This window comes from Sinimarinibacterium arenosum (assembly GCF_005047655.1).
Lineage (GTDB): Bacteria > Pseudomonadota > Gammaproteobacteria > Nevskiales > Nevskiaceae > Solimonas.
The window spans coordinates 113,517-139,646 of sequence record NZ_SUKF01000009.1; the positions used below are offsets into that span (position 1 = coordinate 113,517).

The window sequence follows — 26,130 nt, forward strand, 5'->3', positions numbered from 1 at the left end:
AGTTCCCTCCGATTCTGGACGCGCTTTGCGGACTGGGGTCGGGCGCGCCCGCGGGCAGGTGTGAGACGCCGAGCACCCGCCTTCGGTCTCGCAAGGACGTGAGCCCTCTCCGCTCACACAGCAGGACCATGACATTCCCTGCCGGTTCTCTCACGGCGTAGGCACGCCAGACCCCGTGGGCAACTCTTGGGACGGCAGCTATTCGATCACGGTTTCCGGGGCCACGGCGGCGGGCGATCCGCTCGTGTGATCCACGCATTCTGATCCCGCGCGGCGTCGCCGCTGGTTCGTGGTCGCCTCCGGTGCCCGCCCCGCCTCCCCCGTAATGGGCCCGGAATTTGTGATCGTTACAAACGTCCTGCGCAGTCGCGCGGGCAAAGGCGGGGGGGACCGCTCCGGAAAAGAGAAGGGGGTATTTTCGACCCCGAAAATACCCCCTGCCCTGCACCCAACTACTTGTTTTTGCGTGATTCTCTGATTCGAGTCCCCGCGGGGACTACTTGGTTTGCAGCTCCTTTTCCAGCTCCTTCAGCATCGCCTTGAACGCTTCCGTCACGGCCTTTGGATCGTCCCAGTTCACGTCCGCGGGCTCTCGCCCTAACACCTTGGTCATGACATAGCGCGCCACGGATTGGCTGCGAACGCTGCCGAGGGCGATCGACTTCGGCCGCCCCCGCTGTGCCTTCTTGGGCGGTGCCGCCGCCTCCATGATCTTGCGGCGCGCCGTCAGATCTTCTACTGACCCTTCGCTTTGGCGTGCCTGCTCCACGAACGCTGCCCGTTCTTCCGGGTCCGCGATTTTCACCGCCGCCTCGGCGGCTCGCAGGCCAATGTGCCCTGCTTCCAGTGCCGCGGAGACATCGGACGGGCCAGTGAGCACCGACCACCAGCGGAAGGCCGCCGTGCGTGACAAGCCGACCCGCTGGCCAAGGGGGATCGCCCCGGTGATGGGAGCCTCATTGGCGGCGGCTTCCTCGACCACTGCGCGCAGGCCATGGAACAGCTCCGGGGTTGTCAGGTCCTCGCGCTGGACGTTTTCGACGAGCTGCTTCAGTCGCAGTTCTGTGGGCCGGTCCGGCAGGATTTTGGCGGCGATGCGTTCCAGCCCGGCCACCTGGGCGGCCCACCATCGACGCTCCCCGGACAGCAATCGGTACACGCCCCCGTCCCGATACACCTCGATCGGATTGCGCTGGTCCGCCGATTTCATGGTGTCGGCCAGTTGAATGATCGACTCGACTTTTGCTCGCAGCGCCGGATCGGTCACAGATTCCGGGTCGCGCAACATCTCCAGCGTGACTCCGAGTCGGCGGCTCTGATCGTGATCGGGCCGAACCGAGTCCACCGGGATATGGGCGATGTCGGCGAATTCGTTTCGGCGCACCGGCGTTGCGACCTGCTGACCGATCAAGTCCGTGTGTTGCTGGGCCGCTGCAATGCGTGCGGCTTTGCCGCCCAACTTCAGCTTCATGCCGCTCATACCTGCACTCCCGTGTCTACCGCATCCGCCGTCGGCGCTTCCACGCCCACCGACGACTCATCGGCGCTTGCTTCCCGCCCGGCCTTGCGCTCACGGTTTGCCAGCAGGTAGGCGTCATCCGGCTCAAGGGTCTTCAGGCGCTCGGCTTCCTCTGGGAAAAGCACCGAACAAATCTTTGCGCACAGCTCAAGCGACCGCGCTCGAATGTCCATCGATCGCGGCAGATCGAATGTCACGGCGGCCGGCGTGCCCTTGGTGTCCCGGTCAGTAACCGCCGCGCGCCGCGGAAGGATCGTGTCGATCAGCAGTGGCGAAATGCGCTCGTCCGAGTTCAGCTGGGACAAGTAGGCGTTGTGCGTGGAATAACGGGCGTCGAAGTGGTTGATGACCAGGCCCACCATGTCCAGCGGGCGATTCTGGGGGCGCGCAGACAACTCGAGTCGCCACAATCCCAGCATCTCGGACAGACCATCAATGCACTGTGCCTCCATGGTCAGCGGAATCACCATGTGCGTTGCGGCACGAATGGCGGCTCGGACCAGGGGGGAGTCTTTAGGGCCGGTGTCGATGATCACGAGGTCAAAGTTGTCACAGACGTCTTCATCGGACAGGAAGGCGTGGAGGCGGTTGATCACCATCTCACGCAGCTTCGTGCGATCCTGCTCCTCAACGCGCTGCAAGCCCGCTTTGTGCGCAGGCAGAATCTGGAGATTCTCGATCGGGTACGGCAGCTCGACCGGGTAGGGCACCGCGAACCCGTCGAAGAAAATGTCGGCGCTTGAACTGCGCCCATTCCATTCGACGTCCTCTTCGGGATCGTATTCGGGATGGATCGGGGGCTCGGCGCCGTAGTCGTCGACTTTCATGCCGTTGAGCGAGAGCTTTGAAAGGGACGCCTGGTAGTCGAAGTCGATCAGCAGGACGCGCTTTCCGAGGAGATCCTCTCGGGAAGCATAAACAGCGAGAAGACGCGCGAGCGTTGTTTTGCCGACGCCCCCTTTCTGCTGAGCCACGGTAAGGACAACAGGGTAGCGTGCGCTTTGAGGTTCCATGCTTTACTCCTGGGTACGGGCTTGCAGCTTTTTCACTTCAAGATTAAAAGCATTACAAGCTTGGAATTCTTTACGATAACAATTAGTTACGGGGCCGTCGGTCACAACTTCCGGGTTTGCGATCACAGATTCCGGGCTATTTCTCACATTTGCCGGGCTCTGCGGTCACGAATCACGGTTTCCGGGTCTACCCAATCACAACTTCCGGGCGCCCCGCTGCAATCACATAATCCGGGTTGCAAGTTCGCCGGTATTCCATCACTCTACGATCACAATCACAAGACCTGATGTGACTGTGATAGATGGGAACACGTCGCGCAATTAGAGTCAAAACGTCTGGGCTGGCGGAGGATGCTTCACCGCCGGTGATTGAGCGCGCGCCGGAAACAGTCCGGAGACCGCATGGGCTTGTCGAGCGGCTGCCCAGTGATGACGAACTCATCACGGCGCTTGCATCTGGGGTCCCTGACATTGCCGCAACCATTCGCACATCCAACGACCTGGTTCGCGCGCACTACAACCTGTCGATCAACGCGATGCGCGTCATGGCGTTCTACGTTTCACAACTCGACACCAAGACGACTCGGGATAGTGGCCAGTTTCCGCTGATGCGGATCGCGCTGTCGCACATCGCCGAGACATTCCCGGCGCTGGCCTCGTCAAAGAACATCTACAAGGAAATCGAGCTCGCGGCCGACGAGCTCTTCGACGCCCAAGTCGTGTTGCCAATCAACAACGGGCGAGGGGAGCGGTTGCGACTGCGCTGGGCGCCAACCTGCGGCAAGGTCGGCGGTCATCTGTTGATGCGCCTGAATGGCGACCTGATGCCGTACCTGCTTGACCTCAAGGAGCGCTACACCTCCAAACAGCTGATGTACGTTATTGAGCTGCGCTCGCCATATCACTGGCGACTCTATGAGATTTTCCGCAGCTACCTGTTCCGCGGTCGCTGCAGCCTGACGGTCGACGAGATGAAGGCCATGCTCGATATCGATTCGGGCCTCTACAAGAAGGTCGGGCACTTTGTATCCCGTATCCTCACGCCGGCGCTGACCGCCATTGAACAGATCACCGATATACAGGTGACGATTGAACGGCCGCGGCGAGACGGCAAACGCATTTTGGGGTGGGATTTCCTGATCCGGCGTCAAGCGCAGCGCAAACTGATTCTGTCGCCGAAGGCCGCGCCGCTGATCGAGAAGATGATGCGGCTTGGAATCCCCGTGAAGACGGCCACCAGTTTTGCCGAGAACTATGAGCCCGACTATCTGGCACAGCAGCTGGAGTTCATGACGGGCAAGGGATCGTCAGGTTATGTGATTGAAGATCCGCCGGGATTTTTGCGCGCCGCACTGGAAGGGAATTTTGCGGCCGAGCGCGCAGAAGGAGCGTTGCTCGAGGCGGCCAAGCAGTCCGAGGTGGCCCGCGTTGCGCTGCACCACGCCGCCGAAGCCCGACTCCGAGAGGCCAAGTCCACGGCCGAGCAGTTGGCGCCGGCGGACTTCCGGCGTGACAAGGCGATGGCGATGTTTGATGCGTTGCCAGAACGCAAGCGACGTGAGGTGCGACAGGTCTTCGCGGACGGCCTGCCTACGGGAGCGTTCGGCCAACAGGTGGCCACCGCATTCAATGCGGGCGGGTTCGAAAATCCACGCGTCGCGGCGATGTTTCGCAACTTCCTTGTGGACCACTTTGCAATTCCGGCGCCGACGCGTACGGAACTGCAGGAATACATCGCCTCGCACTGGGATGCCTACGCTCCCGCTTCGTAATGGAGCGGGGGAGGCGGGGCGTGGATATGGTGAGTTATCACTTACCGAGATTCCGGATGAAAACTCCAGTGCCCAGCGCTACCGACCAACTGCAGTCCCTCATTGCCGCCAACGGTCCCGTGATCAATGTGTGCGGGCGGTCGCTTACGGTAGATGGGATCTCCGGGACCGGAGACAGGCAGCTTGGGACTTTTCGCTCCGACCGAGCGGCGTATACCGGCGTGCGCTGTGCCCGCGCCAGCGTTCCCTCCCGCCCCGGGGCCGAAGTGTGGGCGGTGGTGTCTGGCGCCAGGACCGTTTGCACATTCGCGGTCCACGCGGGGCGTTTGATAGCCCTGGGTCGATAGCCGGTTCATTTGCCATCCGGGTGGATGCGTTGGCAGCGCGGTGACACATCGACGCGTCTATAGGCTGACACACCACCTACGGGATGCCCGCATGCTGTCGATAGTCGTCGCCGCTCAGCTCATGACTGCAATACCGAATGCCGCATTTACGGCCGAGGTGCTTGAATGCTCGGACCGTGCCCGAGTCCTGATCGCCATTGCGCCGAATTACTTCCTGGCCAAGGACAGCATCTCCGTTCGTCAGGGCGGCGAGGCATTGACGATGCGCATGCCCCGGGCGGAGCACGCCGAATTTGCCGGCACCAGCGAGGATGTCTTTCGCAGACAGCTCTACCTCGAAGCGGGGCCGCTGAAACCCGGACCGATTGAGTTGAGCTACCAGGGGTGTGACGAGGTCGCTTTGACCTGCCTTCCCCCCGTGGCCGTCACCTTGACCTGCTAGCCCCCTCAGAGACCTACCACAGCCATGTATCCCGAAATAGACGATCCTTCGATGGCCGGAGAATACGATGACGGGGCCGGATTCTCTGGGCCCGCCGTGTTCGCCTTTGTGAGCGAGGTGGAGCAGTGTGATGAGCCCTTGCCCGAAGACTGTGTTGCCATCCATCTTCAGAACCGCATCCTTCTGTATCGAACGTCTGCGCCCCTCGATTCGGTGCTCTCGGATCTGCTCGCGGACGTGATCGCCGAGCATGGAACGCTGGGGCAGGAGTACGGCATCCGCCTGATCGCAGAGTCTCAGTACGAGGTTCAGCAGATTCACCGCCCCTACGCCGCGCGCTCCGAATACAACATGCTTGGGGAGATCGGGGATTCGCGGTACTACGGCGGGCCGGCCCCCAAGGAATGGCTTGCGGTGGTCTGATGTCCGGGGCCCCAACAAATCCAACGGTCAACCTCGCCATCCTCCTTGGAACACTCGGCACGATCCCTGAGGAGGTACCGCTTCCCGATGGAACGCTGCTGGTGCGGGCACGCTTGGTCACGACCGAGACCTGGACTGACCGAACCACAAACGCGCCGCGATCCCGTGATAGCTGGCACAGGCTGTCGGCATCCGGAGAGATCGGTACGCAGTTGATGGAGGTCCCCAAGGGGGCCTATGTCTATCTTCAGGGGGTCCAGCGCCCCCAGACCTTCAAGGATCGGGCGGGAACAACCCAGGTTGCTGTCGACGTCGATGTTCGGCTGATCCGCGTGCTGCGAGCGCCGTCTGAATCCCCACCGGAGGAGGACACGGCGCCGAAAGCCGAGCAGGCGCAGCCCGCGTCTGATGCCGAGCTGGCAGAGGCGCCGTCTTCGGTCCCGGACGGTTCCGAATCAAGCGCTGAGCTTGCGTCCCCGAATCCTGAGCCAGAGCCTGAGCAAACACCCGCGCCGGGAAGCCACGCGCCCACCCAGGGCGATGCGGAGGAGAGCTCGATCGCTTACGGGCACAGCTTCTAATTCGCCCAGCTCAGGCGGCGAGCTGCCGACGCAGCAGATCGACTGCGCTATGTGCCTGCTCGATGACCTCACTGACGGGAACCTTCAGCGCTCGCGCGATGGTGCTGGGCGCAATCGGGTCCTGCCCATCCAGCTGGAACGCCGCGCGCAGGATCTGATGCTGAAGGGTCGGCAACTCGCCGAGTTGGCGCCGTAGCGAGACGATGTCGCACTCGGCATCGATCTCTGCCCAGTCGAAGCTGTCGGCCAGGCCGAGCGTCTCCTCAAGCGTTAGATCGTCCGTGCCCTCGATGACGTGGCTGAGGGAGATGAACTGCGGTGCAACGTCATCGGACGATGAGCGGCGGCTGATGCCGCGCTGGCGGGTCAGCTCATCCCGGATTCGGTGCTTTGCATAGGTGACCGCGTAGCTGGTCGAGAACTGCATCGTGTCCTCGCTCAGACGGCGATACGCGTCCTGCATGCCGAGCAGTGCTTCCTGCAACAAGTCCTCGTGGGTGTCGGTCACGCAGGTGCCGGCCGCCTTGCGCACCAGGTGCGCAGCCAGTCGGGCGCTTCCGCTCATGAGGGTATTTTCCATGCGCGCGAGGCGCTGGGTCACCGGGCCTACGCCGTCGGGCGTGCTCAGACCTTGTGCCCCGAGCTTGCGGATCAGCGCGAGCAGGGTTTGATGGCGCGGCACCACCAGGCGCGCCGCGGCCGCCAAGCCACGGGCCGACTTCCCGGTCAACGCCCGATCGATTGCGGACAAGGCCGCGGCCCGGTCATCACCGCCGGGGCGCTCCAGCAACGCCGGCATCTGCGCGGGCTGCGTATCCAGAACCATCGTCCGCAGTTCACGCCAGGTGCTGACCTCCGTGGAAAGGAGCATCCACAGGGAAGTGCGGGCCTGAATGATCTGGCGGATGAGCGATTCACGCTCCTCGTTGCTTTGGGCCGGGGGCAGTGCGGTCCAGAGCGAGCTGGACGTGTCGGTCACGGGCACCTTGCGTGCCGGCGCCGTCCGGCGACCGGGGGTGCCTTTCGGCGGGGATTTTGTCGGTGAGTCGTGGCCCGTCATGTCGAGAATTCCTGATTCGTTTTCCCGACCGTATGAATCGAAGGGTGGCTCCGCAAGGCCCCGTCCGGGCCCTATTTCATTCGCCGTCAGGCTCCGACTTTGGTTCTCCCATGGCGGTTGCGGGGCGCCTTCGGATGGGCAGGGTGGGGAGGTCAATCACACCTGTGGAGCCTGTATGAATATGGAATCAACCCAGTGCCACGTTTTCCCGCTCTCTCCGGATGGCGTCGTCGTGATCCCGCTGGAGGTGCCTCACGAGGCGATCTGCATCGGGGTCAATAACTGTCAGCTGGTTTTCGAGCTGGGCGGGTCCGAACGGACCTACGAGTTGCCCATTGGCGATGGCATGCCGGTGCGGATCGAACAGCATGCGGTGTCAGCGGCCGGGGAGATGTCGCGATTCCAGGTGGCGGTGCCGGACCCTGACGGCGGTCATCAGCTCGAGGTCACCGCGGATATCAGTGGCGCCCGCTGGTTTGTTGCGGGGCGCGTTCGTCCGCGTACGTTTTGAACTGTCACATCTCTATTTCCAACAGGAGCACGAACATGAGCACACTGCAAAATGCAGCAAAGATGGACGCATTGCGCGCCGCGATGAATCAGCTGGAGAAGAAGTACGGCCGCGGCACGATCATGACGCTCGGGTCGGCGGCCAGCATTAACGTTGAAGCGATGTCCAGCGGTTCGCTGGCACTGAACCGTGCGCTTGGCATTAACGGCTTGCCGCGCGGTCGCGTCATTGAAATCTATGGCCCCGAGTCCTCGGGCAAGACTTCGCTGGCGCTGCAGGCGCTGGCCCAGGCGCAGCGCGCCGGCGGGGTCGGTGCGTTCATTGATGCCGAGCACGCACTGGATCCCGGTTGGGCGCGCAAGCTGGGGGTGAACGTCGAAGACCTGGTGCTGTCGCAACCCGACAACGGCGAAGCGGCGTTGGAGATCACGGAAATTCTCGTGCGCTCCGGAGCGGTCGACGTCATCGTCGTCGACTCGGTTGCGGCGCTGGTGCCCAGGGCTGAAATCGAAGGTGAGATGGGCGATAGCCATGTTGGGCTCCATGCTAGATTGCTTTCCCAAGCTTTACGCAAGTTGACTGCCGCGATCGCCAACTCGAAGTGCATGGTGATCTTCATCAATCAGATCCGCATGAAGATCGGTGTGATGTACGGCTCGCCCGAAACCACCACCGGTGGCAACGCCCTGAAGTTCTACGCATCCGTCCGCCTGGACGTGCGCCGGGCGGAGGCGATCAAGGAAGGCGACCAGATGATCGGTCATGTGATGAAGGTCAAGGTGGTGAAGAACAAGGTAGCCGCCCCGTTCAAGCAGGCCATGGTTCCGGTGTTCTATGACCGCGGGTTCTGTCCGGCGACCGAGGCGCTTTCGCTCGGCGTCGAAGCCGGCATTTTCGAGAAGTCCGGTTCCTGGTTTTCGCTGGACGGCCAGAAGATCGGGCAGGGCCAGGCCAAGGCCGTTGAATGGCTGCGTGAGCATCCCGAGGTCGTTGATCGGGTGGTGCAGCAGCTGTCCGCTTCGCCGGCAGAAGCGGTGCCGCTGGAGGAACGCGATGCCGGCGATGCCGGCGATGCCGAGGAGCCGGGGGACCTGTCCGTTCACTAAGGCCTGGACATTCCAGCAGGCCCCCGATGTAATCGGGGCCTGCTAGGGTGCGGGGCAAGTGAACCGTTTTTGGCGAGGGGCTTGGAGATCGCAATGGCCGAAACACGGACGTTTCGCGCCCGCCGGAGCGGATGCGTAGCCGGAACTTCACGGGCTCAGGTTTTGAGACAGTGGATCTGTAGGCTGGCAGCAGAGCGACGCAGCGGAGATTTTCAAGAGATCCATGCCGGGCGGTTCCGCCCAGTTGCAGCACGACTCACGATCGCGACGTCAACGCCGCGAACAACATCCTTGCCGAGGGACTGCGTACACTCGCAGAAATCGGCGTAGGCCCAGGAGGGGCCGAACTTATGCGCGTGGAGGGTGACACCCACCGAAGGACAGCGGCGAAAGCCGCGGTACCAACGGCATCCGTCGAAACGCGAACCGTGTCAGCCACAGCCTCACCGTGTGAGCCGCTCCAGTCATAGGCGTTGCGAACACATGGACCCGTGAGGCTGGGGATTAGGCATGGATTCCGACATAGGCTGGTCACCCATTTGTGGGGCAAAGGCCGAATAGCCCGCTCGGGCGCCCAGTGGTAGCCGAAAACAAAAACGCCCCCGGAGTTCGGGGGCGTTCTGGAGTTGGAGTAGCAACTTAGGGGGTGGGGGTTGTCGCCGCAGCTTCGGCGCGACCGTACTTGGCAACCACCTGCTCGATCGTCGCCACCATGGGTTTGCCGTCGACTTCCATGACGAACGCCGGCGTGCCCTGAAGCCCGGCCAGCTGCATCCAGTTGTACTGCTGCTGAAGCAACACGCCGGTCTCGGCCTTGGCTTTGTCGGATACCGGGTGCGCAGCAATGAACTGATCCAGGGTGCCTGCAGACTTGGCCGTCGCCGCGTCGCGCAGCACGCTCGCAGGGTCCTTTGCAGCCCAGACAGCGGCCATGATGTCGGCGCTGTTCGGATCCAGAAACATCACCGGCACCCAGTGGATATTGATTCCCTTGGCGTGGAAGTCGAGGATCGCCATCGCGCAGTACGGGCAGTGCGGCTCATAGACGCCCCAGACATCCACTACCGGGCTGCCCTTCTCGGTGACGGTCTTGGCGTCGTTCTTCAGCTTCTTGAATCCGGCGGCCAGGTCGAACACATGCTCGCTGGTGTGTGTCGCCGTCAGATTCTGACCCTCGTTCCCGAACAGGGTGCCGATCACCGCGTAGTCGTCTCCGACCTGGTAGATCACCCCGCGGCCGCGCGGTGAGTTCACAGTGAATCCGATGATCTGATCGTTGACCTTGAAGGATTTCTCCGCCGTCGCATGATTCAGCTCGAGGGCCTTGCTGACGGCCGCGTTGGGCGCGATCTCCGGGACGGGCGTGACTTCTGCGGCGGTGCCAGCGACAGCGCAAGCCGACATCAGTGAGCAGGCAAGGAGCACTGCGGTGAAATGAATCGGATGTTTCATGGTGTATTTCCTCGTGGGGCAATGCTCAAAAAGGTTGCGACGGATCCCGACGCTCCAGCGCCGGGTGGAGCCACCGCAATGAAACCTGGTCGGCCGCGTCGCCCCCGGACACGCTGAATCGCCCTCGGCGCCACACGGCAATTGCGTCGTCGTGAAGTGCTCGGGGGGTCAGCAGACGCTCAAGTTGCGTGGGGCCAACCTTCAACGTGGTGAAGGGCGAAAGGACGGTTGATGCGACGAAGCCGGCGGGGGGCGGCGCCGGCTCGGTCCGATGCACCTCAGGCTCAGCCGACAGATAGAGCCACAGCTTGAACAGGTGCCTGCAAAAGCCATCGAAACGTTCCCCGCCCAGGGCGTTAGCCGCAGATTGGTTGGCCTGCAGCGTGCGGGTGATGAGCCGGTTGACCGACTCACCGGGATCCTGCAGCACCAGATCAATCGGGACCAGGTTGCAGGCGGGGGAGTCGGCGACGCGGTCCACGACGTGCAGGCGATGCACTTCGCACAGGGTGGGTTCCAGGTTGAACCGCGCCCTTTCGTCGACGGACATGGCGATCGCGTCGACGGCCTTGCTTGCACAGTAGGTGCCGTCGATGCGCTTCATTTGCCCGGTACGGGACTGCGCGATCGACCATCCGACCACGGCCTGGCTCACGCCGAAGCCGTAATAGGCGTTGGCCGCGTCTAAAGGGAAGATGTGGGCCGCGTGTATGGAGTCATCGAGATCGGATTCCTCCAGCAATAGCTCCAATGCGTCGGTGCTGAGAACGACCGTCGCACCAGAATCGTTGCGGAACCGACGCACTGCCTCATGGGCACCAGGCCACATCGGGTGCGGGATATGTCGATAGGCGTGGGCTTCGGCCGTCATGCCCCTTAGACGTAACGATTGCCCGTTTGCAGGACGGAACGCGATAGAGGTGCACGATGACAAGCGGACAGGCAGCGCCGACCACCTTGCAGGGCGAGGTCACAGAAGTCCTTTTCCGGAAGGAGGATTCCGGCTGGGGCATCCTGAAAGTGCGCGAGGCCCTTTCGGGGGAGGACCGCGTTGTGACCGGGGTGATCGGCAACCTGGCGGCTGGGAACTTCCTGGAAGCGCGCGGGCAGTGGGTTCAGGGTCGGCGCGGCAAGGAGTTCAAGGCGTCATTCATCCGGAATAACCTGCCATCCCACCCCGATGGGATCATCAAGTTCCTGGCCAGCGGCGCGTTCATCGGAATCGGGCGAGGGATCGCGGAACGCCTGGTCGGGGCTTTCGGGTCGGAAACACTCAACATCCTGATGGAGTCCCCGGATCGGGTGGCCAAGGTGCATGGCGTCGGGCTCCGGCGTGCGCGGGCACTGCAGGATGCGCTGCTGCCGATGCGCATGGAGGCTCCCGTGCTGTCGGATCTGAACCAGGTGATGGGGCCCGCGATGGCGCAAAAAGCCGTGCAGGTGTTCGGCGGCCAGGCCGCGTCGATGATCAAGGACAACCCCTACGGCTTTACCGGGTCGATTCCCGGGTTCGGTTTCAAGCGCGCCGACAGCGTTGCGCTGGCCAATGGCATGAAGCCAGACAGCCCGGAGCGCCTGTCCGCCGCAGCGCTGTGGGTACTGAGGGACGCGGAGAGCTCTGGCCACTGTGCCTTGCCGCTGGATCTGCTGGAGTCCAAGGTGTCCGAGCTCACGGGGGTCGATCGGCAAGCGGTCGCGCGCGAACGCCTCAATGCGGTTTTGTCCGGAGAGACGACGAGCGTCGAGGCCGAGGACGGACTCTATGTCATGCGCCGGGCCATGGCCGAGATGGAGGAGGCAGTCGCCACGGCCCTGCTGCGGCGGCTGGCCTCCCCGCTGGATGCGTCCGACCTGGGCGCGATCGATCAGCGCATCTCCCGGTTCGCACGGGCGCGCGGAGTGCCGTTGGACTGGCGCCAGCGGACGGGCGTCTCGCTGGCGCTGACGTCCCGCATCTCCGTCATTACCGGATTCCCCGGAACCGGGAAATCTGCGGCCCTGGCGGTGCTTGTGGACCTGATCGGGCATGACCGCGTCACCTTGGCCGCGCCCACGGGTGCTGCGGCGGAGCGTATGCGGCTGGCCACCGGGCTGACGGCTTCAACGCTGCACAGTCTGCTCGGCTACAAGCCGACCGGCGAATTCACCTATGGCGAGGACAATCGCCTCCCGGTGAAGTTTCTGATCCTGGATGAGGGCTCCATGGTCGACCTGCCGTTGCTGCACGCGGTATTGATGGCGCTGCCCGACGACGCGCAGCTGCTGATCGTTGGCGATGTTGATCAGTTGCCGTCGGTCGGCCCCGGGAACGTCCTGGCGGACCTCATCACCTCGGGCGTTCTGCCCGTGACGCGGTTCGAGACGGTCTACCGGCAGGGGGCGGGGTCGGAGATCATTCACAACGCGCTGCTGATCCGGCGGGGCCAGGCTCCGGACTTTTCGGGAATGTCGCGCGAGTACCGGTTCTACGAGGCCCCGACCGCGGAGGACGCTGCTCGCGTGGCGCTTGAGCAGCTGCGCACGGTATTCCCAAAGTCGGGTTACGACCTCCGAACCGATGTTCAGGCCCTGAGCGTCATGAACAAGGGCCTCATCGGCGTGGATGCCATGAACGATGCCGTGCAGGCGTTCGCGCCGGGCATGGGCAAAGCAAAGCTGCAGACGCCTACGCACCTGCTGCAGGTCGGCAGCAAGGTCATCCAGACCAAGAACGACTACATCCTGAATGTCTTCAACGGCGCCATAGGCCATGTCGTGGAGATCGATGAGCGCAAGTCCATTGTGACGGTGCGTTTCGGCGACCGGAGAATCGAGTACACGGCCGATCGGTTACGCAACCTGCGCTTGGGGTGGGCAATCTCGACCCATCGCAGCCAAGGTAGCGAGTACCCGGGCGAGGTCTTCCCGGTTGCGGCCTACAACCGCCACATGCTGGACCGCCAGATTCTGTTTACAGCCCTGACCCGCGCCAAATCCGAGCTCGCGGTGATTGGCCCGAGCAAACTGATTGCGGAAGCGGCGACTCGGCCGCCGAGGGTGCGTCACACCCTGCTGCGATGGCGGTTGCAAACCGGAGCACGACGGGCGTTGGCGGCCCGCTGAGGCCGAAGTTAGTCAGTTAGCGTTTCGCCTGTCGTATACGGGGCATGGATACACATTTCAATCAAGTGACAGCTGGATTCGGTCATGGCGCCCCGCTGGGGCCCAAGGCGGCCTTGGCGCTGCCGTCCGGTGCCCGCCGCGCCCATCAGAAGTGGGAGTCGTGGTTCGTGCGCGCGCTGCATGCGTTCGCCCTGCCTGAGCGCCAGGCGCTGCTGGTGCGCTTCGGTCGCGACACCCACGCTGCGGTGCGCAAGACCTTCAACGGACTCCGGGACCAGGCGGTCACTGCGGTGGGCGCTGCGGACCGGGAACGGACTGCCTCGGTCGCTGCCTGGCTGGCCCAGCAGAACCCGCTGCTGCCCCCGCCGGCAGAAGTGTCCGCGTTTCGGGGTGTTTTGGGCCTGGTTGGGCCCGTGGTCAACCCCGTCGTCTAAGCCGATCAGATCACGCAGGAGAGGGGCATGCGCGGAAGCAGTCTGATGGGTGACGCGGGACTTGATGTGGGGGTGAAGCGCGATGCGACGCAATATGTGCGCACCCTTAACCTTTCTCAGTTGATTCCCGATCCGCAGCAGCCTCGAAGGCACTTTGATCCACAGGCCATCGAGGATCTCGCCCGTAGCATCGAGACGACAGGGTTCCTGCTTCACCCGATGGTGGTTCGACTCGCGGAGGCAGATGAGGGCTCGTCGCGGAGTGCGCGGGAGCCCGAGAAATACTACATCGTCGCCGGCGAACAGCGGTGGATGGCCCTGCGCCTGCTGAAACGCACCCGTGCCGAGTGCTCGGTGATCTCGACCCAGGATCCGTACGAGATTCGTCTGATCCAAACGGCCGAGAACCGGCAGCGGTATGCCCTGGATGTCGAAGAGGAAGCAGCCAATGCGCTGATGACCTTGGAGTTGGGTCGCGCGCGGGGAAAGAACAATCGCCAGGTCGCTGAGGACATGGGTTACCCCCAGGCGTCCTTTTCGCGCCTGCTCGCGATCAACTCCGCGCCGGAGCCCGTTCGCAAGGTGTTACGCGATGGTCGCACCCGCAACCCGGAGTTGGCGGGACTTCTTGCGGCGATGGCGGAGCTGGAGGACCCGGCACTGTTTGTCCGGGCAACTGAAGGGGATCTCATCTCGCTGCACCTCGCCCGCGAGGTCGGCTGGGCACTGAAGAACGGGTTTGGACCCGGGGACATCCTTGCCCGTCTCGATGTGGTGGGTCTGAGCGCGCAATCCCTCGGATTGCGACCGGATCCCAAAGCCATCGAGCCTGCGGCTCCCGAGCAACCCGCTGTGCCCCCAGAGCAGGATGCGGCTGGCCCTGACCATGGCGCCGAGCCTGCCTCCGGTGGCGACACGACGGTTGAGGTGATTGTTGAGACGTTCGATCCCGGACAGCCGACGCCGCCCCCAGTCGAGGAAGCGCCTCAGCCGGCGTCCGCCGGGGCGAATTCCGATCCCGCCCCCTCAACGTCCACCCGCCGGGCCTCCACGATTCCGGAGTCCATGGTGGCACCCGAACGGGGGGAGGGCGTTGCGTATACGCAATTCCCGGCCGCGGCGCCGGGCGGCTTTTCGACGAGCCAGGGGCCGGTTACCGAGTTGGGCGTTCGGATCGGGGAGGAGGTCGTGACGCTCCTTTTGACCGATCCGCGGTCGGTAGGCACCAACGCCGCAGTGGTCTTTGCGGACGGCCGCATCGAAGTGCTCGATCTGTCTGTGACGGGAGCCGTGTTGCTCTCGCTTTCAAGGAACCCATAAATCATGCGTACATTCACTGGATTGGCCCTGTCAGCGGTTCTGCTACTCGGACTGGCTCCGGCGCACGCGGCCGACGCGACCCGAGACGCAGCGACGATCGAACGTCTGGGCGGCGAAACGGATCAGCTTCGCAAACAGCTGGGCCTGGTGCAGTCCCGATTGGCGACAGCCGAAGAGTCCGTTGTCTCACTGACCAGCCGGCTTGCGAAGGTCGATGACGCCTCGCGGACGGAAATGGGGCAGTTTCGGGAAAGCGTCGACGCGCAGCTGGAGGCCGGGCTCAAGCGGAGCGTGACGACGGCCGATCTTGAAGCGCTTGGACAGAAGATTGCGACACTCGCCGATGCCGTCGCAAAGCTACAAACGGCGACTGAGGACAGCCAGCGTGCGACCCAGGCCAATCGCGAGGGCCTTTCGGATATCAATCAGCAGCTCGCGACGGTGGTGACTTCGGTGACAGAGCTGCGGGCGTCGACATCAGACGTGCCCAGTCAGCTGGCGTCGGTGCGCGAGCTGGCGCAGGGGGCTTCCGAAGCTGCGAAGGCGACCACGACGCGCATGGGCGAGATCGAGAGCACCGTCGCCGAAACCAAAACCAGTGTTGCGGCGCTGCCGTCGCAGATCACATCGGTGCGCGAGCTGGCGCAGGGCGCCTCCGAAGCGGCGAAGGCGACCACCAAGAGCCTGGCCCAGGTCGAAGCGTCGGCTGAAGCGATCAAGGCAGACAATGCGGCGATCGCAAAGCGGATCGACGACAACGTAGAGGCGGCAGTGTCGAAAAAGATCGCGGTCGCTGCGCGGCGTGCAATCAATGACATGGTGGCTGCAGGCGACCTGGATATTGCACCGCCATCGGCACCCGTGAAGACGGGCGCGCGCCCCTCAACCCCGGATGCCAGTGTCCTCTCGCGTCTGACGAAAGACGCACCGGTACCGGACGACGCTGCGGTCAACCGTGCACCCTATGACGTTGTACTGGTGTTTGGGGATGAGGCGACCGCCACCCGCATGTCCAAGTTTCTTACCGCCAACGGGCTGTCCCCAACGCCGCAGGTTCTGGCCGATGGGAGTAATGCACTCATGGTCGGGCGATTCTATGAATACACCGGTGCGGTCACATTCCAGAACGACGTGTCCAAACGCTTCGGGCTGAAGCCGTCGATCATGGATCGGGAAGGCACCTTGTTCTGACACGCGTGAAGGGCCGGGGCCCGTGTTGACGCGCCCCGGCCCCGGTGATAAGTTTTTAGCCAAGATTTTTTCACAGCTTGATTGTTCTCCCTAGCGAGGCATCAGGCACATAGGCCCTCAACAGTCCCTAGTGATGTTGATTGCCGCCCTCAAACTTCCGCTTGGAATTTGAGGTAAAAGTTGGAAATTTAGAGAACAGCAAATCAGTCTGCATCGATTTGCCGCGCTCTATTTGGTGTGTTCGATAATCCCTTCTCCTTGAAGGTAGATATTCGAGTCAGTCACACCATCGCAGCTCGCATAACCGTCCGGTTACTCGCGACTGCTAAAACCTTTTTCACCACGCCATGCAGGAACTCTCTTCCTGCACGGATGAGTGTTTGTCTCGCGCATGGTTTTTTCCTTCATGTCGCCGAGACCGACCCTTACCCGGAGCGTGCTATGACTTCGGTGAGTCTTATCACCCGATTTGCCCAGCACCGCACATTGACCACAACCGGTCGATTGAGTGTTGGTCAAAGAAGTCTTTTCATGGACGCTACAAACAGTCTTGTTTGGGGTGTCGATGAGTACGGATGCGATCAGATTGTTTCGCATACCGATCTTGAGCTCGACTGGATGAATCGCGCCATCGACTGGATCAATGTTTCACACGGTCCAGCGTTGGTGCCTCCGGCTGAGTTTGTATACACCTAAAGTTATTTCACCACCATGCGGGGACATCCACTTCCCGCACGGGATAGGTCTGTCTCCGCTCCTTTTTTTGGAGACAGGCATGAAATCCAAAGTAGTTTCTGAACCGCATCTGGCCGAATGGCTCGGTGCGGCTTTCGGTGTAGGCGGAACTTTGCTGGCAGCAGTGTCAGCGCAGTTCCTTTTCTTCACATTTTCGGCGTATGCGGTGAGCAATGTCTCGCTGATCTACGCCGCCCGTGTTCGTCGCGCTCATGGCCTGCTCGCAATGAATGCGGCGTATTTCTCAATCACGTTGTTCGGGCTATACAACCACTTCCCCGGAGGTGGTTTGTGAGCGCCGCGCCGTTCCTCGGTGCCGTCGCGCAGTTAGCGACGGCCAAGGGTGGTGGGGCCGCGCGTCAGTGCTTGGGCTTCTTGCTCAAAGCGCTGACGCGCGCCGAGAACATCAAGCTTGTCTTCGGTGGCATGGCTGCCACCGACGGCAAGACTGTGTTTCTTCCGCATGTACCCTACAAGGCATCTGCGGAATTGGTGGAATCGGTGCTGGGCAATCTGTTTCATGAGATTGCCCACATCCGCCATACGGACTTCGAGGTCTTTCAGACTCAAGTTCGTGCGGCCGCCAACCCGTCGCTCGTGAAGGGGATCTCCAACGCTTTGGAGGATCCCCGGATCGAAAGCGTCGAGAAGAAAGTTCGGCCACATTACGTGGCCCGGATTTTCAACGCGCGTCGGCACGCGGCGGCTTTGGGATTCGTGCGAAAGCCGGACTCCGAAGCCAACGCGCTGTTGTTGTATGTGCTCCTTCGGGGACACATCAACAACGGCATGAGCTTCGCCCAGGCTGACTTCGAGGAGTCCGAAAGGGTTCTTCGTAGCGCCTTGGGCGACGCGGTGGTCGATGACCTGGAAGCAACGCTCCAGGCCGGCTGCCCGCGGTTGCGTTCGACGGCCGACGTCTTCCTGTTGACGGATCAGATCGTATCGATCCTTCAGCAGGCGGCAGAACCGCCAAAGGAAGACGCTGACGCAGACGCTGATGCTGACGCAGACGCAGACGCTGATGCTGACGCAGACGCTGATGCTGACGCTGACGCAGACGCAGACGCTGACGCAGACGCTGACGCTGATGCTGATGCTGATGCTGATGCTGACGCAGACGCAGACGCAGACGCAGACGCAGACGCAGACGCTGATCCGCACGCGGCCGCAGCCCGCCGACTGCTGGGGGAGGAAGTTCAGAACCCCGGAGCAGCGCACACCGATCTCGGTGCGGCGCTGCAACAGATGGCGGGGGCTGAAGCATCCGCGGGCACCGGTCCGACGACGGGCGATGTCACTGACCTCGTCCCCCAAGCTGCTGCAAAGGTTGGGGGCAACTATTCGCGCTTGCGCGAAGACGCCCTTGCTCAGGCTGAAGCGGTGAAACGCGAGTTCATGGTTCTAATGACTCGTGCACGCAGCCGACAACTGCAACCGCGCAGCAGCGGCCGTGTCCGGCCCGGCAAGTTCGTGTTGTCGACCATGGGGGCGAAAGCCTTCGGTCGGCGTACGGAATCGCTGGTGCGGCAGACGGCGGTCGAGTTGCTGGTCGACGTCTCCGGCTCCATGTCGGGGTCGGCATCCGTGCTCGCTGCTCAGGCAGCGGTCGCGGTGGCGGAGGCCTGCGCTGCGGTACAAATCCCTTTCGCTGTATCGGCCTTCGGGTCAAACAGCTATTGGGCTCTAAAGCGCTTCGACCAGGTACTGGTTGACGCGCATGCCAGCTTGGGCGCGTTGCCCTTGTTGGCAGCTGGTGGCACGCCGCTGGGGGAGGCCATGGAGCTGTCAGCCATGAACCTTCTCGGGCGCCCGGAGGCACGCAAGATTCTATTCTGCGTGACCGACGGAGACCCGAACAATCGTTCGCACGCACGTGCAATGGTTGAAGGGCTGAAGGGTCACCTCGAGGTGGTCGGTGTTGGGATTGGAGGACATTCCTGCGAAGGGCTGTTCGACGATTTCATCACCGTTCCGCGAATCGAGGACCTGGGCGGTGAGCTGATCAATTACCTGCGCACGCGGGTGATTGTGTTGCCCAACGCCGCGTAGCACACCACGCCGAATCGAACGCGGCTCAGACGTTCGAAAACCTACCCCGTGGGGCCAATTCGCCCCACAGGGGGAGTGTTGTGCCTCACGGGTTTCCTTTTTTCTTTTGGAGACTCACATGAAGTACGACATTGACTTGGACGCCCCAGAGGCGTCCCGCAATTTTGGGTTCGGGCTGGCCTGTTTGGCGGCCCTTTTGGTGGTGGCCCCCGTGGTGGGGTGGATTGATTCAGGCGCCATTGTGGCGCTCAACCAATCCATCGCCAGCTTCGGTGGTGCTGCAGTGATCGCCATCGCGGCGATCTTGCAGTACCAGAATGCGCAGGATGCCGAAAGGTTCCTGCGCATTTGGGCGGCACGTCCGTCGGTGGTGGCGCATGCGGCTCTTGTCGCGCGCGTCGCCAAGCTGCGCACCCTCATCGGCTATGCACTGCCGCTGGGGTACGTGGCGGGCCTGATGGCCCTGACTGCGCGTCCAAGCGTCACCGCTGCGCTTTTCGGCGTGGCGGTGTTCGCTGCCGTTGTCGTCGCGAGCTCGGTGTATTCCGAGCTGACGGCGCAGCGGACGCGCCTGGTGCGGCTGGTACGGAGGGAATTGTCATGAACCTCCAAAGCCAATTGACTGCTGCGCTGCGTGATGTCTACGCAGTCGAGCAGTCCCGGCGTCATCAGCTTGCGGTGGAGACCCTGGCGCAAGCCAAGTATCTCCGCGAAAGAGGGGATGTGATCAGCGCCTACGCGGTGCTGCATCACGCCCTCGCGTTCCACGGCCTGAGCGCCCTGCAAAAGCAGGTCGATCAGGCCAAGGTGACCCTTGTCGAGCAGTTCGGCGACAAGGCGTTGAGTGTTGCCAATCGTGCGGCCATTGCGGTCACACGTGCGGCACAAGGAGGCGACTGCGCGCAGCTAGCGCGTGAGGTCGCCAATGTTGCGCTGCCGGCCAAGAAGCTGCCGGTGGTGCCTGATATCCAGGTGAGCGAGACGGTAAGTCTGGCTGCCTGATTGACATCTTTTTTGTACCTACCCCCGCGGGGCATCTATCCCCGCATGGGGATAGGTGTGCCTGCGGATTTCTACCTCTTTTGGAGATTCCCAAAATGGCAAATATCAATCTTGTAACTCGCGCCGACGGCGCCGAACCGTGCACCTATGATCTGAATGAGATCTTGCAGCTGGGTCACGAACGTCCCATCCCGTGTTTAGGCTGGGACAAACCAACTGAATCGTCCCAGCTACTGGTTGAACAGACCGGCGGTGTCAGGCCGGATCGGGCCGCTTGCCAGATGGTCGCGATGTCACTCTTCACCGGGCACCCCGTGTGCCTCGTTGGGCCGCAGGGGTGCGGTAAGTCGGCCTTGTTGAAGGTAGTCCTGGGCATCACCAACTGGGACGTCGTGATAACCCAGGCGAGTGGATCGGCGGAACTGCTGGATCTCATGGGCGTCCGCATGCCGGACGGGTCATGGATCGAGCAGGGCCCCTTGTCCGCCTTTCGGGAGGGCAAGGTTTGGATGGTCGAGGAGAGGGATTGCTTCTCTCCCGGTACCTCGACGGATTTGAACACTCTCCTGGACAGGGCCCCGTTGCGGGTTCCGTACCTCGGTCATGATGCGATTCCGTCGCCAAATTTTCGCGTGGTCGGGACCGCTAACACTATCGGGAACGGAGAGGGTATTGAGAGCTTCCTGTCTTCCCAGATTCAGACCCCGGCAGCGAACCGTCGGTGGATCTTTCATAAGATGGGATACGTTCCTGCTAAAGAGGAGGAGAATCTCCTGTTGCACCGTTGCCCCAGCTTGAGGGAGATGCCGCATGTTGCGCGGGTGCTGCTGGACTTTGCGTCCTTGACGCGGGGACAGCGGGATTTCCCCGCCTTCAGCACCGCCGAACTTTGCACGACAGCGGATCTTTTGCAGATCGGTAGTGTTCGGTTGCTCCCGCAGCTATTGGAGTCCACCTATTTTTCCAAGCTGACCTCGACTCAGGAGGCGGCGGCGAAAGAGATGTGGAGCACGAGTGGGGGGCAGGCCATGGCTTCAATATTGGCCACCCCCTGATGTAACCCCCCCCCGGCATCCGTCCGGGAACCCCTTCGGGATCACTCATCCCGACAGGGGGAGTGATCCCTTTTTTTGTTTTTTAGGAGATCACTAATGAGCAATAGCAATAGCAATTCTCTTCTACGCGGAGATCTGGTGGCAGTGCGGTTTGTGTGCCACCAAGTGTCTTCAACTCGGGTTCTGGACCCGTCGGTGCTGGGAGAAATTCTTGGCACCCTGACGTTGCCGCCGGGGGTGGAAGCACTGCTACGCCAGCATGTGTTCGCGGCGGAATCGCTGCGGCCGTTCGGCCGGATCGAGAAGTCGATCCGGGACTGGCTCTTCGTCCGGTCCACCTCTACCGAGTTGGGCTACATCATCAGCCCGGATCGGGTTGGTGAGGTAGCCAAGCGGCTGGATGAGGCTCGCGCTGAGTACGAGCGCGAGGTCCCGGCGTTGTTGGCCCAGTATGACGCCGCCTGCAGGGCGACGGATGACCGCTTGCGGGCGGACTTCGCCGGCGCGTCGTGGTTGCCGGCATTGTTGGCCGCGGTGGCTGAGGCACGGCCGGCGAAGGAATATGTCGCGAAGGCAGTGGGCATGGAGTTCTTCATGTTCCATATCGGCCAGATCGACGATGGCTTCGACGCCGACGCCGAGGGTGCGGTCCAATCCGGAGTTATTTGCCTCCGTAAGGACTTGCCTGGGTTGGCCGTTGCCGAAGTGGCCCGCTACTACAGCGCCTTGAAAAAGGACCTGGACGAGCGCGCGGCTTCGACGCTGCGGCAATCGACGGTGCGGAGAGCCGCTCGTGGGGCCGAGAAGCTCCATGCGATGTCCTTCCTGGACACTCGCATCGGCGTGCTTGCGAGCAAGATGGAGGTGGCCTTCAAGAGCTTTGCTCGTGAGGGCGCCGACGTGCTCGAGTTCCGGTCGCTGGTCGAGCGGCTCGCCTCGCAGCGTCACCTGGCTGCTTGCATGGAACGCGGCATCGATCCCACGGTCGGCGTCGCGGCTCCGAAGCTGCAAGGCACGCTGTCGTTGCCGTCGGTAAACCTGCAACCGGTTACCGCTCCTGTCATGGGGCCGGTGCCAGTGCAGGTTCTCCCGGCAGCACCGCAACGTGTCGCACCCACGCCCATGCAGGGCGTGCCGCCTGTCCTGACAGGTGGGTTGTTCGGGTAACTGACGCCCGACGGCAGCAACACTCGTGTGGGAGGGGCATACGCCCCTCTCGCACGAGGTTGTTCTGTCGATAGCGCACCGGCTGATGCGCTATCGACAGGGCAACGCCTGAACACTTTTTTGTGCTGTACGTCTTTCTCAAGCCCTTGTGCTTGGTTTGACGCTAATGGAAAGCAACGGTCCCTAGTGACGTTGCCTCCGACAGAATTGAGATCTCTCCGGGTCTTTATTCTGACAAGACGATGTTTAAGTAAACGGAACCATGCGTCTGCATGAATTTCGTTTGCTATATCGAGTGTGTGAATGATCCTGCGTGCCAGTAGATCGTTCGGACAACCACACTCACATTCTGCCAATGAACATTCGTTCCTTGGCTCAACTTTGCGGGGACATTCAATCTCCGCAAGGAGCTTGTCTGTTGTCCCGCTTTTTCAGGAGATGCAGACATGAGCAATCTAGAAGATGTTATTCCAACCGTCGACCTCGAATCGGTGGTGTCGTTTACGTGCCGCGGACACAACTGTGCGGTGCGGTACAACGCAAAAAAGCGTGCCTGGGAGTCGTTCTTCGATTTTGATGACGATGGCCCTGAATGGATTGGTCGCTACGAGGACGCAAAGGCTGCAGAGCATGCAGTTCGCACCGCCTTGTGTTGTCCGACCCTGCCGGAGTTCGCACATCTCAAGGGTCAGTTCTCTCTGTACGACGCGGACCCGATCCTCCCTGCTGCATCTCGGCAGCCGACCGTCGATATGGTCGCGGTTGCCCGGATGGCTTGTTTTGGGAGGACTGGCACGTGATCGGTCAAGTTCTCACCCATAAGGGCGTCACTCTTTCAGCTTTGGCTGCGGGTGATCGTGTCAGCTACACCCTGGCGTCTGGCGGTCGCACCTTGGGACAGTTCGTCCGGTTCATTCCGGAGAACATCCAAGCGTTCGAGCTCCAGAAGCTGTCCTGGCTGTACGGTGACTTTTTTGGCGTGTAGGAGGTGTCACGTGGCTACATTAAAGGCGCTCCCGCGCCAAATATTCCGCCGTAAGGCGGTCGATCTACGTGCCAAAGAGGAGGTGTTCGTCAGGCTCGTTCTGGTCGGACTTCTCGGACTAAAGTGCGTAGAGGATGTCTTGCGTCATCGGTCGGTGATCGAGGGATTGGTGGCATTCGCTCCCGAGATCATTACCAAGATGGCGCAGGTGGGGGCGACCCCGCATGTAATGCGTTGCTCTACTCGTGCAACGCCAACTTCGTATGGCCGCCAATCGGCGGAGGCGTACGAAGCGGATCTCCGCGTCATTCTCGATCGATTGGTTCCGATGTATCAGAGCCGATTCGTGAGCGCCGATGATTCGTATGCGGCGGAGCAAATCACCGCAGCGGTGCTGCGTATATCTCCCTGGCTGATGGAACGGACGGTAAATCCGCTCACATTTGTTCGGGAGTGTCTTACTGGGTGTATGCACCCGGAGGAGCTCAACCTTGTGCCGCAATGGCGCTTGAAAGCTGAGTTCCGTGGCTGTAGTGGCGAGGTTCCGCTCGAGGTCTGGCAGCGCCGCGAGGCTCTGTTCAACTTCGAGCTGAAGGCTTCATCAGTGAGTCACTAGCCGCAATTCTCGCCGACCATCCGGTCGGCATACCCACGCGGGGACATCCATCCCCGCAAGGGACATGGCTGTCTCCGCTTTTTCTTTTTGGAGACATGTCATGAACGTTGAACTGAAGGAGGAGCAACTCGACATCTTCGGTGTCGAGCTGTCAGCGCCTGTGAAGGCGTCGAGCGGTCGCAAGGCCGCTGTAGTGTCGGACCGGGTCATCCCCGGCTCGGCGGTCGGTCGCATCGCCCTGAGCCGGCTCCTGATAGAACTTTGGTTCGTTAGGGAAGTGGTATCCGGGCTGTTTTACCGGATGTTTGATTCGGAGGCTCTTGAGCCTTCGGACTGCATCCCGGTGCAGTCCATGCGGGCGGACCTTGCGGTCAGCAATCTCGAGGACAGCGTCAAGGTCCTCGAAGTTGTGGATCGCTACAGCACTGCTTTTGTTGACCGGCTTCTCGCGGTCGATGAGTCGGCGCGGCTTGCGGTTCTGAAGCACTCGAAGGGATTCGGTAAGTCCTTCGGTGATATGGAGCCGGCCGAGTACATCGAGGCAGTTACATACTGCCGAGATGAACTAGCACCGCGGTACTTCGACTTATTCGAGTCGGGGTCGGCGGACGCTGCTGCAAAGAAGGTCGTTCGCGATGCGCTGCTGGCGATCTCCCCGTGGAGACTGCCGGCGCGGCTGAATCCGGTCGAGGCGTTCATCCGCCTGGTGCCGGAAGTCGTTACGGCCGATCTGTTTGAATCGTTCTTTGACTGGCGCCGCAAAGGGGAAACCCTGCGCAACGTCACCAAGAACGAGACGCGCAGACAAAAGCGGGCTGCTGCTGCGGCGGAGCGGGAGGCGGCGAAAGCCGAAGCCGCTGAGCCGAAGCTCCGGAACCGCCCTCCTACTTGGGAGGAGCTCGGGGTTTCCCGAGGAAAGGGAGACTGGAGCATGACGTGGAAAAAGCGTCAGGCGTTCCGCGATCCGTCGTCGGTTTTCAAGCCTCAGCCGTTGCCGATGGTTCGGCCGCGGGTGTGGGTTGAGCCAACGCCTGTGGCCGAGCGTGTCGTCGAAGTGCCCGGGCAGTGCGATTACTTCGTGCTTCGTGAATACGAAGCCCGTGTGTTCGCACTGGAGTATCGGGTGCGCACCGACGCCGGTACCGACGTCCTAGTCGACTCCATGTCGATTGAGGGCGCCGGCGGTGACTGGAATCGCACGCGCGTGACAAGCGTGTTGCGGTCCCAGCTGCGTGACCCGCTGCTGGGCGTGGATGGCTCTGCCTTTCCGGTTGAACTTCTGAAGTTCGATCGGGTGGGCATTGCCGTGTACATCGACGAGGCCGACATGCGTTCCGAGGTGGAACGAGCGTTGGACTCGGCGGTGAACGCCGACAACGGCACCGGCCTGTCGACCACATGGTCGGCGGCATAACTCCCGGCACACGCCGGGTTCCCCTGTCGGGATTACTACTCCCGACAGGGGTGGTGATCCCTCTTTTTTTTCGGAGATCACCATGGAAACAAATGAAACGCTGGCGCCTGCGCCAGCACAGAAGGTCGGCATCACGCCGCGGCAGGTGGGCTTTACTGCCACCGCCGTTGTGCGGTCCGGCGAGCTGGACGCGGGCAAGGGCATCATCCGCGTCCACAACTCGCGGATCGATCGCAAGGGGGCCGGCAAGGACGGCTTCCGCCGCCGCGAACCCGTGATCCTCATCAACTCCCACGACCCCAGCTGTTGGGTTGTGGGGGTGGTGATGGGTGCCGGGCGGAGCATCGAGGGCTTGTCCCGCGATAGCGTCGCCCTCGACTACGACCAGCGTGACGCCCTCGGGCTGCACCGGTCGGAGTCTGAGGCGATCGAGGTCCGCCCGGCGACGCACACCGAGGTGTTCCGGTATTACTGGAACCACCCGGATCCCGGCATGTCGCTGGCGACCCGACTGGGCGCCCTCGGCGTCGCGCTCGGCGTAGTCGGCGCGGTGCTGGGCCTGGTCGGTCTGGTCATCTCGCTGTGAGCGCCGGCGATCGCATCCTGGACAAGATTCGTCTTGCCCAGGCGCAGTCGCCTACGCCGCAGCGCGGGCCTGGCTACCGCTGGTTCTGGACGGACAGCTTCGAGCTGCCTCAGAACCTGCGGGACGCGTGGTGGCCAGCGGCAACGCCGGCCACCGTCGGAGTCACCCTCCTGGGCCTCGTGCCCGAGTCGGTGGTCTTCCGTGATGCACAGGGCCAACCCGCTCCCCCCGCTCAACCGCTTCGC

Annotated in this window: 27 protein-coding genes; 22 read left to right on the forward strand and 5 right to left on the reverse strand. The window is 62.2% G+C overall.

Translation table 11 applies throughout. The features are described from left to right. Nucleotides 1–496: 496 nt before the first annotated feature. Together E4T66_RS17790 and E4T66_RS17795 are read right to left on the reverse strand one after the other, a co-directional pair. The gene (locus E4T66_RS17790) at nt 497–1,480 is read right to left on the reverse strand and encodes a ParB/RepB/Spo0J family partition protein (RefSeq protein WP_136850776.1); all 984 of its coding nucleotides are present in this window, start codon (nt 1,478–1,480) and stop codon (nt 497–499) included. Next, entirely contained in the window at nt 1,477–2,532 is a 1,056-nt protein-coding gene (locus tag E4T66_RS17795; RefSeq protein ID WP_136850778.1) for a ParA family protein, read from the reverse strand. The genes E4T66_RS17790 and E4T66_RS17795 overlap by 4 nt, the downstream gene beginning before the upstream one ends. A gap of 365 nt (nt 2,533–2,897) precedes the next feature. Here E4T66_RS17795 and E4T66_RS17800 point away from each other — a divergent pair, with 365 nt between their 5' ends. From E4T66_RS17800 to E4T66_RS17815, 4 genes are all read left to right on the forward strand, one after another. Further along, nucleotides 2,898–4,304, forward strand: coding sequence for a replication initiation protein (locus E4T66_RS17800; RefSeq protein WP_169577698.1), 1,407 nt, complete (start codon nt 2,898–2,900; stop codon nt 4,302–4,304). A gap of 438 nt (nt 4,305–4,742) precedes the next feature. After that, nucleotides 4,743–5,093 (forward strand): protein-disulfide reductase DsbD domain-containing protein, encoded by a 351-nt coding sequence (locus E4T66_RS17805; protein WP_136850782.1) that lies wholly within the window; start codon nt 4,743–4,745, stop codon nt 5,091–5,093. Between the two features lie 24 nt (nt 5,094–5,117). Next, nucleotides 5,118–5,516, forward strand: coding sequence for a hypothetical protein (locus tag E4T66_RS17810; protein WP_211243013.1), 399 nt, complete (start codon nt 5,118–5,120; stop codon nt 5,514–5,516). Beyond that, complete coding sequence (locus tag E4T66_RS17815; protein ID WP_169577699.1) at nt 5,516–6,097, forward strand: single-stranded DNA-binding protein; 582 nt, start codon at nt 5,516–5,518, stop codon at nt 6,095–6,097. The genes E4T66_RS17810 and E4T66_RS17815 overlap by 1 nt, the downstream gene beginning before the upstream one ends. 10 nt (nt 6,098–6,107) lie before the next feature. On the opposite strand, the gene E4T66_RS17820 is transcribed toward E4T66_RS17815, so the two are convergent. After that, nucleotides 6,108–7,157: a sigma-70 family RNA polymerase sigma factor gene (locus tag E4T66_RS17820; RefSeq protein ID WP_136850788.1), complete on the reverse strand. Its 1,050-nt coding sequence runs from the start codon at nt 7,155–7,157 to the stop codon at nt 6,108–6,110. Between the two features lie 175 nt (nt 7,158–7,332). On the opposite strand from E4T66_RS17820, the gene E4T66_RS17825 reads away from it, so the two are divergent. Continuing rightward, nucleotides 7,333–7,668: a hypothetical protein gene (locus E4T66_RS17825; RefSeq protein ID WP_136850790.1), complete on the forward strand. Its 336-nt coding sequence runs from the start codon at nt 7,333–7,335 to the stop codon at nt 7,666–7,668. Nucleotides 7,669–7,676: 8 nt separating this feature from the next. Continuing rightward, a complete protein-coding gene (gene recA / locus E4T66_RS17830) occupies nt 7,677–8,774 on the forward strand; it encodes a recombinase RecA (RefSeq protein WP_441347705.1) in 1,098 nt (365 codons plus the stop codon). 639 nt (nt 8,775–9,413) lie between these two features. Here the strand turns inward: recA and E4T66_RS17840 are convergent. Further along, on the reverse strand, nt 9,414–10,226 hold the full coding sequence (locus tag E4T66_RS17840; RefSeq protein ID WP_136850794.1) for a thioredoxin fold domain-containing protein: 813 nt from the start codon (nt 10,224–10,226) through the stop codon (nt 9,414–9,416). A 25-nt stretch (nt 10,227–10,251) separates the two neighbouring features. After that, complete coding sequence (locus E4T66_RS17845) at nt 10,252–11,097, reverse strand: hypothetical protein (protein ID WP_136850796.1); 846 nt, start codon at nt 11,095–11,097, stop codon at nt 10,252–10,254. Between the two features lie 56 nt (nt 11,098–11,153). Between E4T66_RS17845 and recD2 the strand changes: the two genes are divergently transcribed. From recD2 to E4T66_RS17930, 16 genes are all read left to right on the forward strand, one after another. After that, entirely contained in the window at nt 11,154–13,328 is a 2,175-nt protein-coding gene (recD2, locus tag E4T66_RS17850) for an SF1B family DNA helicase RecD2 (protein ID WP_136850798.1), read from the forward strand. A gap of 65 nt (nt 13,329–13,393) precedes the next feature. After that, the gene (locus E4T66_RS17855) at nt 13,394–13,762 is read left to right on the forward strand and encodes a hypothetical protein (protein WP_211243014.1); all 369 of its coding nucleotides are present in this window, start codon (nt 13,394–13,396) and stop codon (nt 13,760–13,762) included. Nucleotides 13,763–13,789: 27 nt separating this feature from the next. Further along, nucleotides 13,790–15,082 carry a ParB/RepB/Spo0J family partition protein gene (locus tag E4T66_RS17860; protein ID WP_136850802.1) on the forward strand — a complete coding sequence of 431 codons (1,293 nt, stop codon included), beginning with the start codon at nt 13,790–13,792 and terminating at the stop codon, nt 15,080–15,082. A gap of 3 nt (nt 15,083–15,085) precedes the next feature. Continuing rightward, nucleotides 15,086–16,273, forward strand: coding sequence for a hypothetical protein (locus tag E4T66_RS21450; RefSeq protein WP_169577700.1), 1,188 nt, complete (start codon nt 15,086–15,088; stop codon nt 16,271–16,273). A 441-nt stretch (nt 16,274–16,714) separates the two neighbouring features. Continuing rightward, the gene (locus tag E4T66_RS17870; protein ID WP_136850804.1) at nt 16,715–16,969 is read left to right on the forward strand and encodes a hypothetical protein; all 255 of its coding nucleotides are present in this window, start codon (nt 16,715–16,717) and stop codon (nt 16,967–16,969) included. Between the two features lie 79 nt (nt 16,970–17,048). Further along, on the forward strand, nt 17,049–17,303 hold the full coding sequence (locus E4T66_RS17875) for a hypothetical protein (RefSeq protein WP_136850806.1): 255 nt from the start codon (nt 17,049–17,051) through the stop codon (nt 17,301–17,303). Further along, nucleotides 17,300–19,060 (forward strand): cobaltochelatase CobT-related protein, encoded by a 1,761-nt coding sequence (locus E4T66_RS21630; protein ID WP_211243015.1) that lies wholly within the window; start codon nt 17,300–17,302, stop codon nt 19,058–19,060. Before E4T66_RS17875 ends, E4T66_RS21630 begins: the two co-directional genes overlap by 4 nt. Nucleotides 19,061–19,178: 118 nt before the next feature. Beyond that, nucleotides 19,179–19,664, forward strand: a complete 486-nt coding sequence (locus E4T66_RS17890) for a hypothetical protein (RefSeq protein WP_136850810.1) — start codon at nt 19,179–19,181, stop codon at nt 19,662–19,664. Then, nucleotides 19,661–20,062, forward strand: a complete 402-nt coding sequence (locus E4T66_RS17895) for a hypothetical protein (RefSeq protein WP_136850812.1) — start codon at nt 19,661–19,663, stop codon at nt 20,060–20,062. Before E4T66_RS17890 ends, E4T66_RS17895 begins: the two co-directional genes overlap by 4 nt. A 95-nt stretch (nt 20,063–20,157) precedes the next feature. Further along, nucleotides 20,158–21,117, forward strand: a complete 960-nt coding sequence (locus E4T66_RS17900; RefSeq protein ID WP_136850814.1) for an AAA family ATPase — start codon at nt 20,158–20,160, stop codon at nt 21,115–21,117. Between the two features lie 96 nt (nt 21,118–21,213). Then, complete coding sequence (locus tag E4T66_RS17905; protein WP_136850816.1) at nt 21,214–22,284, forward strand: DUF3150 domain-containing protein; 1,071 nt, start codon at nt 21,214–21,216, stop codon at nt 22,282–22,284. Nucleotides 22,285–22,730: 446 nt separating this feature from the next. Beyond that, complete coding sequence (locus tag E4T66_RS17910) at nt 22,731–23,084, forward strand: hypothetical protein (RefSeq protein ID WP_136850818.1); 354 nt, start codon at nt 22,731–22,733, stop codon at nt 23,082–23,084. Then, complete coding sequence (locus tag E4T66_RS17915) at nt 23,081–23,269, forward strand: hypothetical protein (protein ID WP_136850820.1); 189 nt, start codon at nt 23,081–23,083, stop codon at nt 23,267–23,269. The genes E4T66_RS17910 and E4T66_RS17915 overlap by 4 nt, the downstream gene beginning before the upstream one ends. A 10-nt stretch (nt 23,270–23,279) precedes the next feature. Beyond that, entirely contained in the window at nt 23,280–23,885 is a 606-nt protein-coding gene (locus E4T66_RS17920; protein WP_136850822.1) for a hypothetical protein, read from the forward strand. Nucleotides 23,886–23,985: 100 nt separating this feature from the next. Next, entirely contained in the window at nt 23,986–25,299 is a 1,314-nt protein-coding gene (locus tag E4T66_RS17925) for a hypothetical protein (RefSeq protein ID WP_136850824.1), read from the forward strand. An 82-nt stretch (nt 25,300–25,381) separates the two neighbouring features. Next, a complete protein-coding gene (locus E4T66_RS17930; protein WP_136850826.1) occupies nt 25,382–25,885 on the forward strand; it encodes a hypothetical protein in 504 nt (167 codons plus the stop codon). Nucleotides 25,886–26,130 lie beyond the last annotated feature (245 nt).

Bases quoted from the DNA above. Each gene is read 5' to 3' on its own strand.
- E4T66_RS17825 (WP_136850790.1), top strand. From the start codon at position 7,333: ATGAATATGGAATCAACCCAGTGCCACGTTTTCCCGCTCTCTCCGGAT.
- E4T66_RS17820 (WP_136850788.1), bottom strand. From the start codon at position 7,157: ATGACGGGCCACGACTCACCGACAAAATCCCCGCCGAAAGGCACCCCC.
- E4T66_RS17870 (WP_136850804.1), top strand. From the start codon at position 16,715: ATGACTTCGGTGAGTCTTATCACCCGATTTGCCCAGCACCGCACATTG.
- E4T66_RS17795 (WP_136850778.1), bottom strand. From the start codon at position 2,532: ATGGAACCTCAAAGCGCACGCTACCCTGTTGTCCTTACCGTGGCTCAG.
- E4T66_RS17925 (WP_136850824.1), top strand. From the start codon at position 23,986: ATGAACGTTGAACTGAAGGAGGAGCAACTCGACATCTTCGGTGTCGAG.
- E4T66_RS21450 (WP_169577700.1), top strand. From the start codon at position 15,086: ATGCGTACATTCACTGGATTGGCCCTGTCAGCGGTTCTGCTACTCGGA.
- E4T66_RS17930 (WP_136850826.1), top strand. From the start codon at position 25,382: ATGGAAACAAATGAAACGCTGGCGCCTGCGCCAGCACAGAAGGTCGGC.
- E4T66_RS17905 (WP_136850816.1), top strand. From the start codon at position 21,214: ATGAGCAATAGCAATAGCAATTCTCTTCTACGCGGAGATCTGGTGGCA.
- recD2 (WP_136850798.1), top strand. From the start codon at position 11,154: ATGACAAGCGGACAGGCAGCGCCGACCACCTTGCAGGGCGAGGTCACA.
- E4T66_RS17805 (WP_136850782.1), top strand. From the start codon at position 4,743: ATGCTGTCGATAGTCGTCGCCGCTCAGCTCATGACTGCAATACCGAAT.
- E4T66_RS17875 (WP_136850806.1), top strand. From the start codon at position 17,049: ATGAAATCCAAAGTAGTTTCTGAACCGCATCTGGCCGAATGGCTCGGT.
- E4T66_RS17790 (WP_136850776.1), bottom strand. From the start codon at position 1,480: ATGAGCGGCATGAAGCTGAAGTTGGGCGGCAAAGCCGCACGCATTGCA.
- E4T66_RS17890 (WP_136850810.1), top strand. From the start codon at position 19,179: ATGAAGTACGACATTGACTTGGACGCCCCAGAGGCGTCCCGCAATTTT.
- E4T66_RS17810 (WP_211243013.1), top strand. From the start codon at position 5,118: ATGTATCCCGAAATAGACGATCCTTCGATGGCCGGAGAATACGATGAC.
- E4T66_RS17815 (WP_169577699.1), top strand. From the start codon at position 5,516: ATGTCCGGGGCCCCAACAAATCCAACGGTCAACCTCGCCATCCTCCTT.
- E4T66_RS17860 (WP_136850802.1), top strand. From the start codon at position 13,790: ATGCGCGGAAGCAGTCTGATGGGTGACGCGGGACTTGATGTGGGGGTG.
- E4T66_RS17840 (WP_136850794.1), bottom strand. From the start codon at position 10,226: ATGAAACATCCGATTCATTTCACCGCAGTGCTCCTTGCCTGCTCACTG.
- E4T66_RS17900 (WP_136850814.1), top strand. From the start codon at position 20,158: ATGGCAAATATCAATCTTGTAACTCGCGCCGACGGCGCCGAACCGTGC.
- E4T66_RS17910 (WP_136850818.1), top strand. From the start codon at position 22,731: ATGAGCAATCTAGAAGATGTTATTCCAACCGTCGACCTCGAATCGGTG.
- E4T66_RS17895 (WP_136850812.1), top strand. From the start codon at position 19,661: ATGAACCTCCAAAGCCAATTGACTGCTGCGCTGCGTGATGTCTACGCA.
- E4T66_RS17845 (WP_136850796.1), bottom strand. From the start codon at position 11,097: ATGACGGCCGAAGCCCACGCCTATCGACATATCCCGCACCCGATGTGG.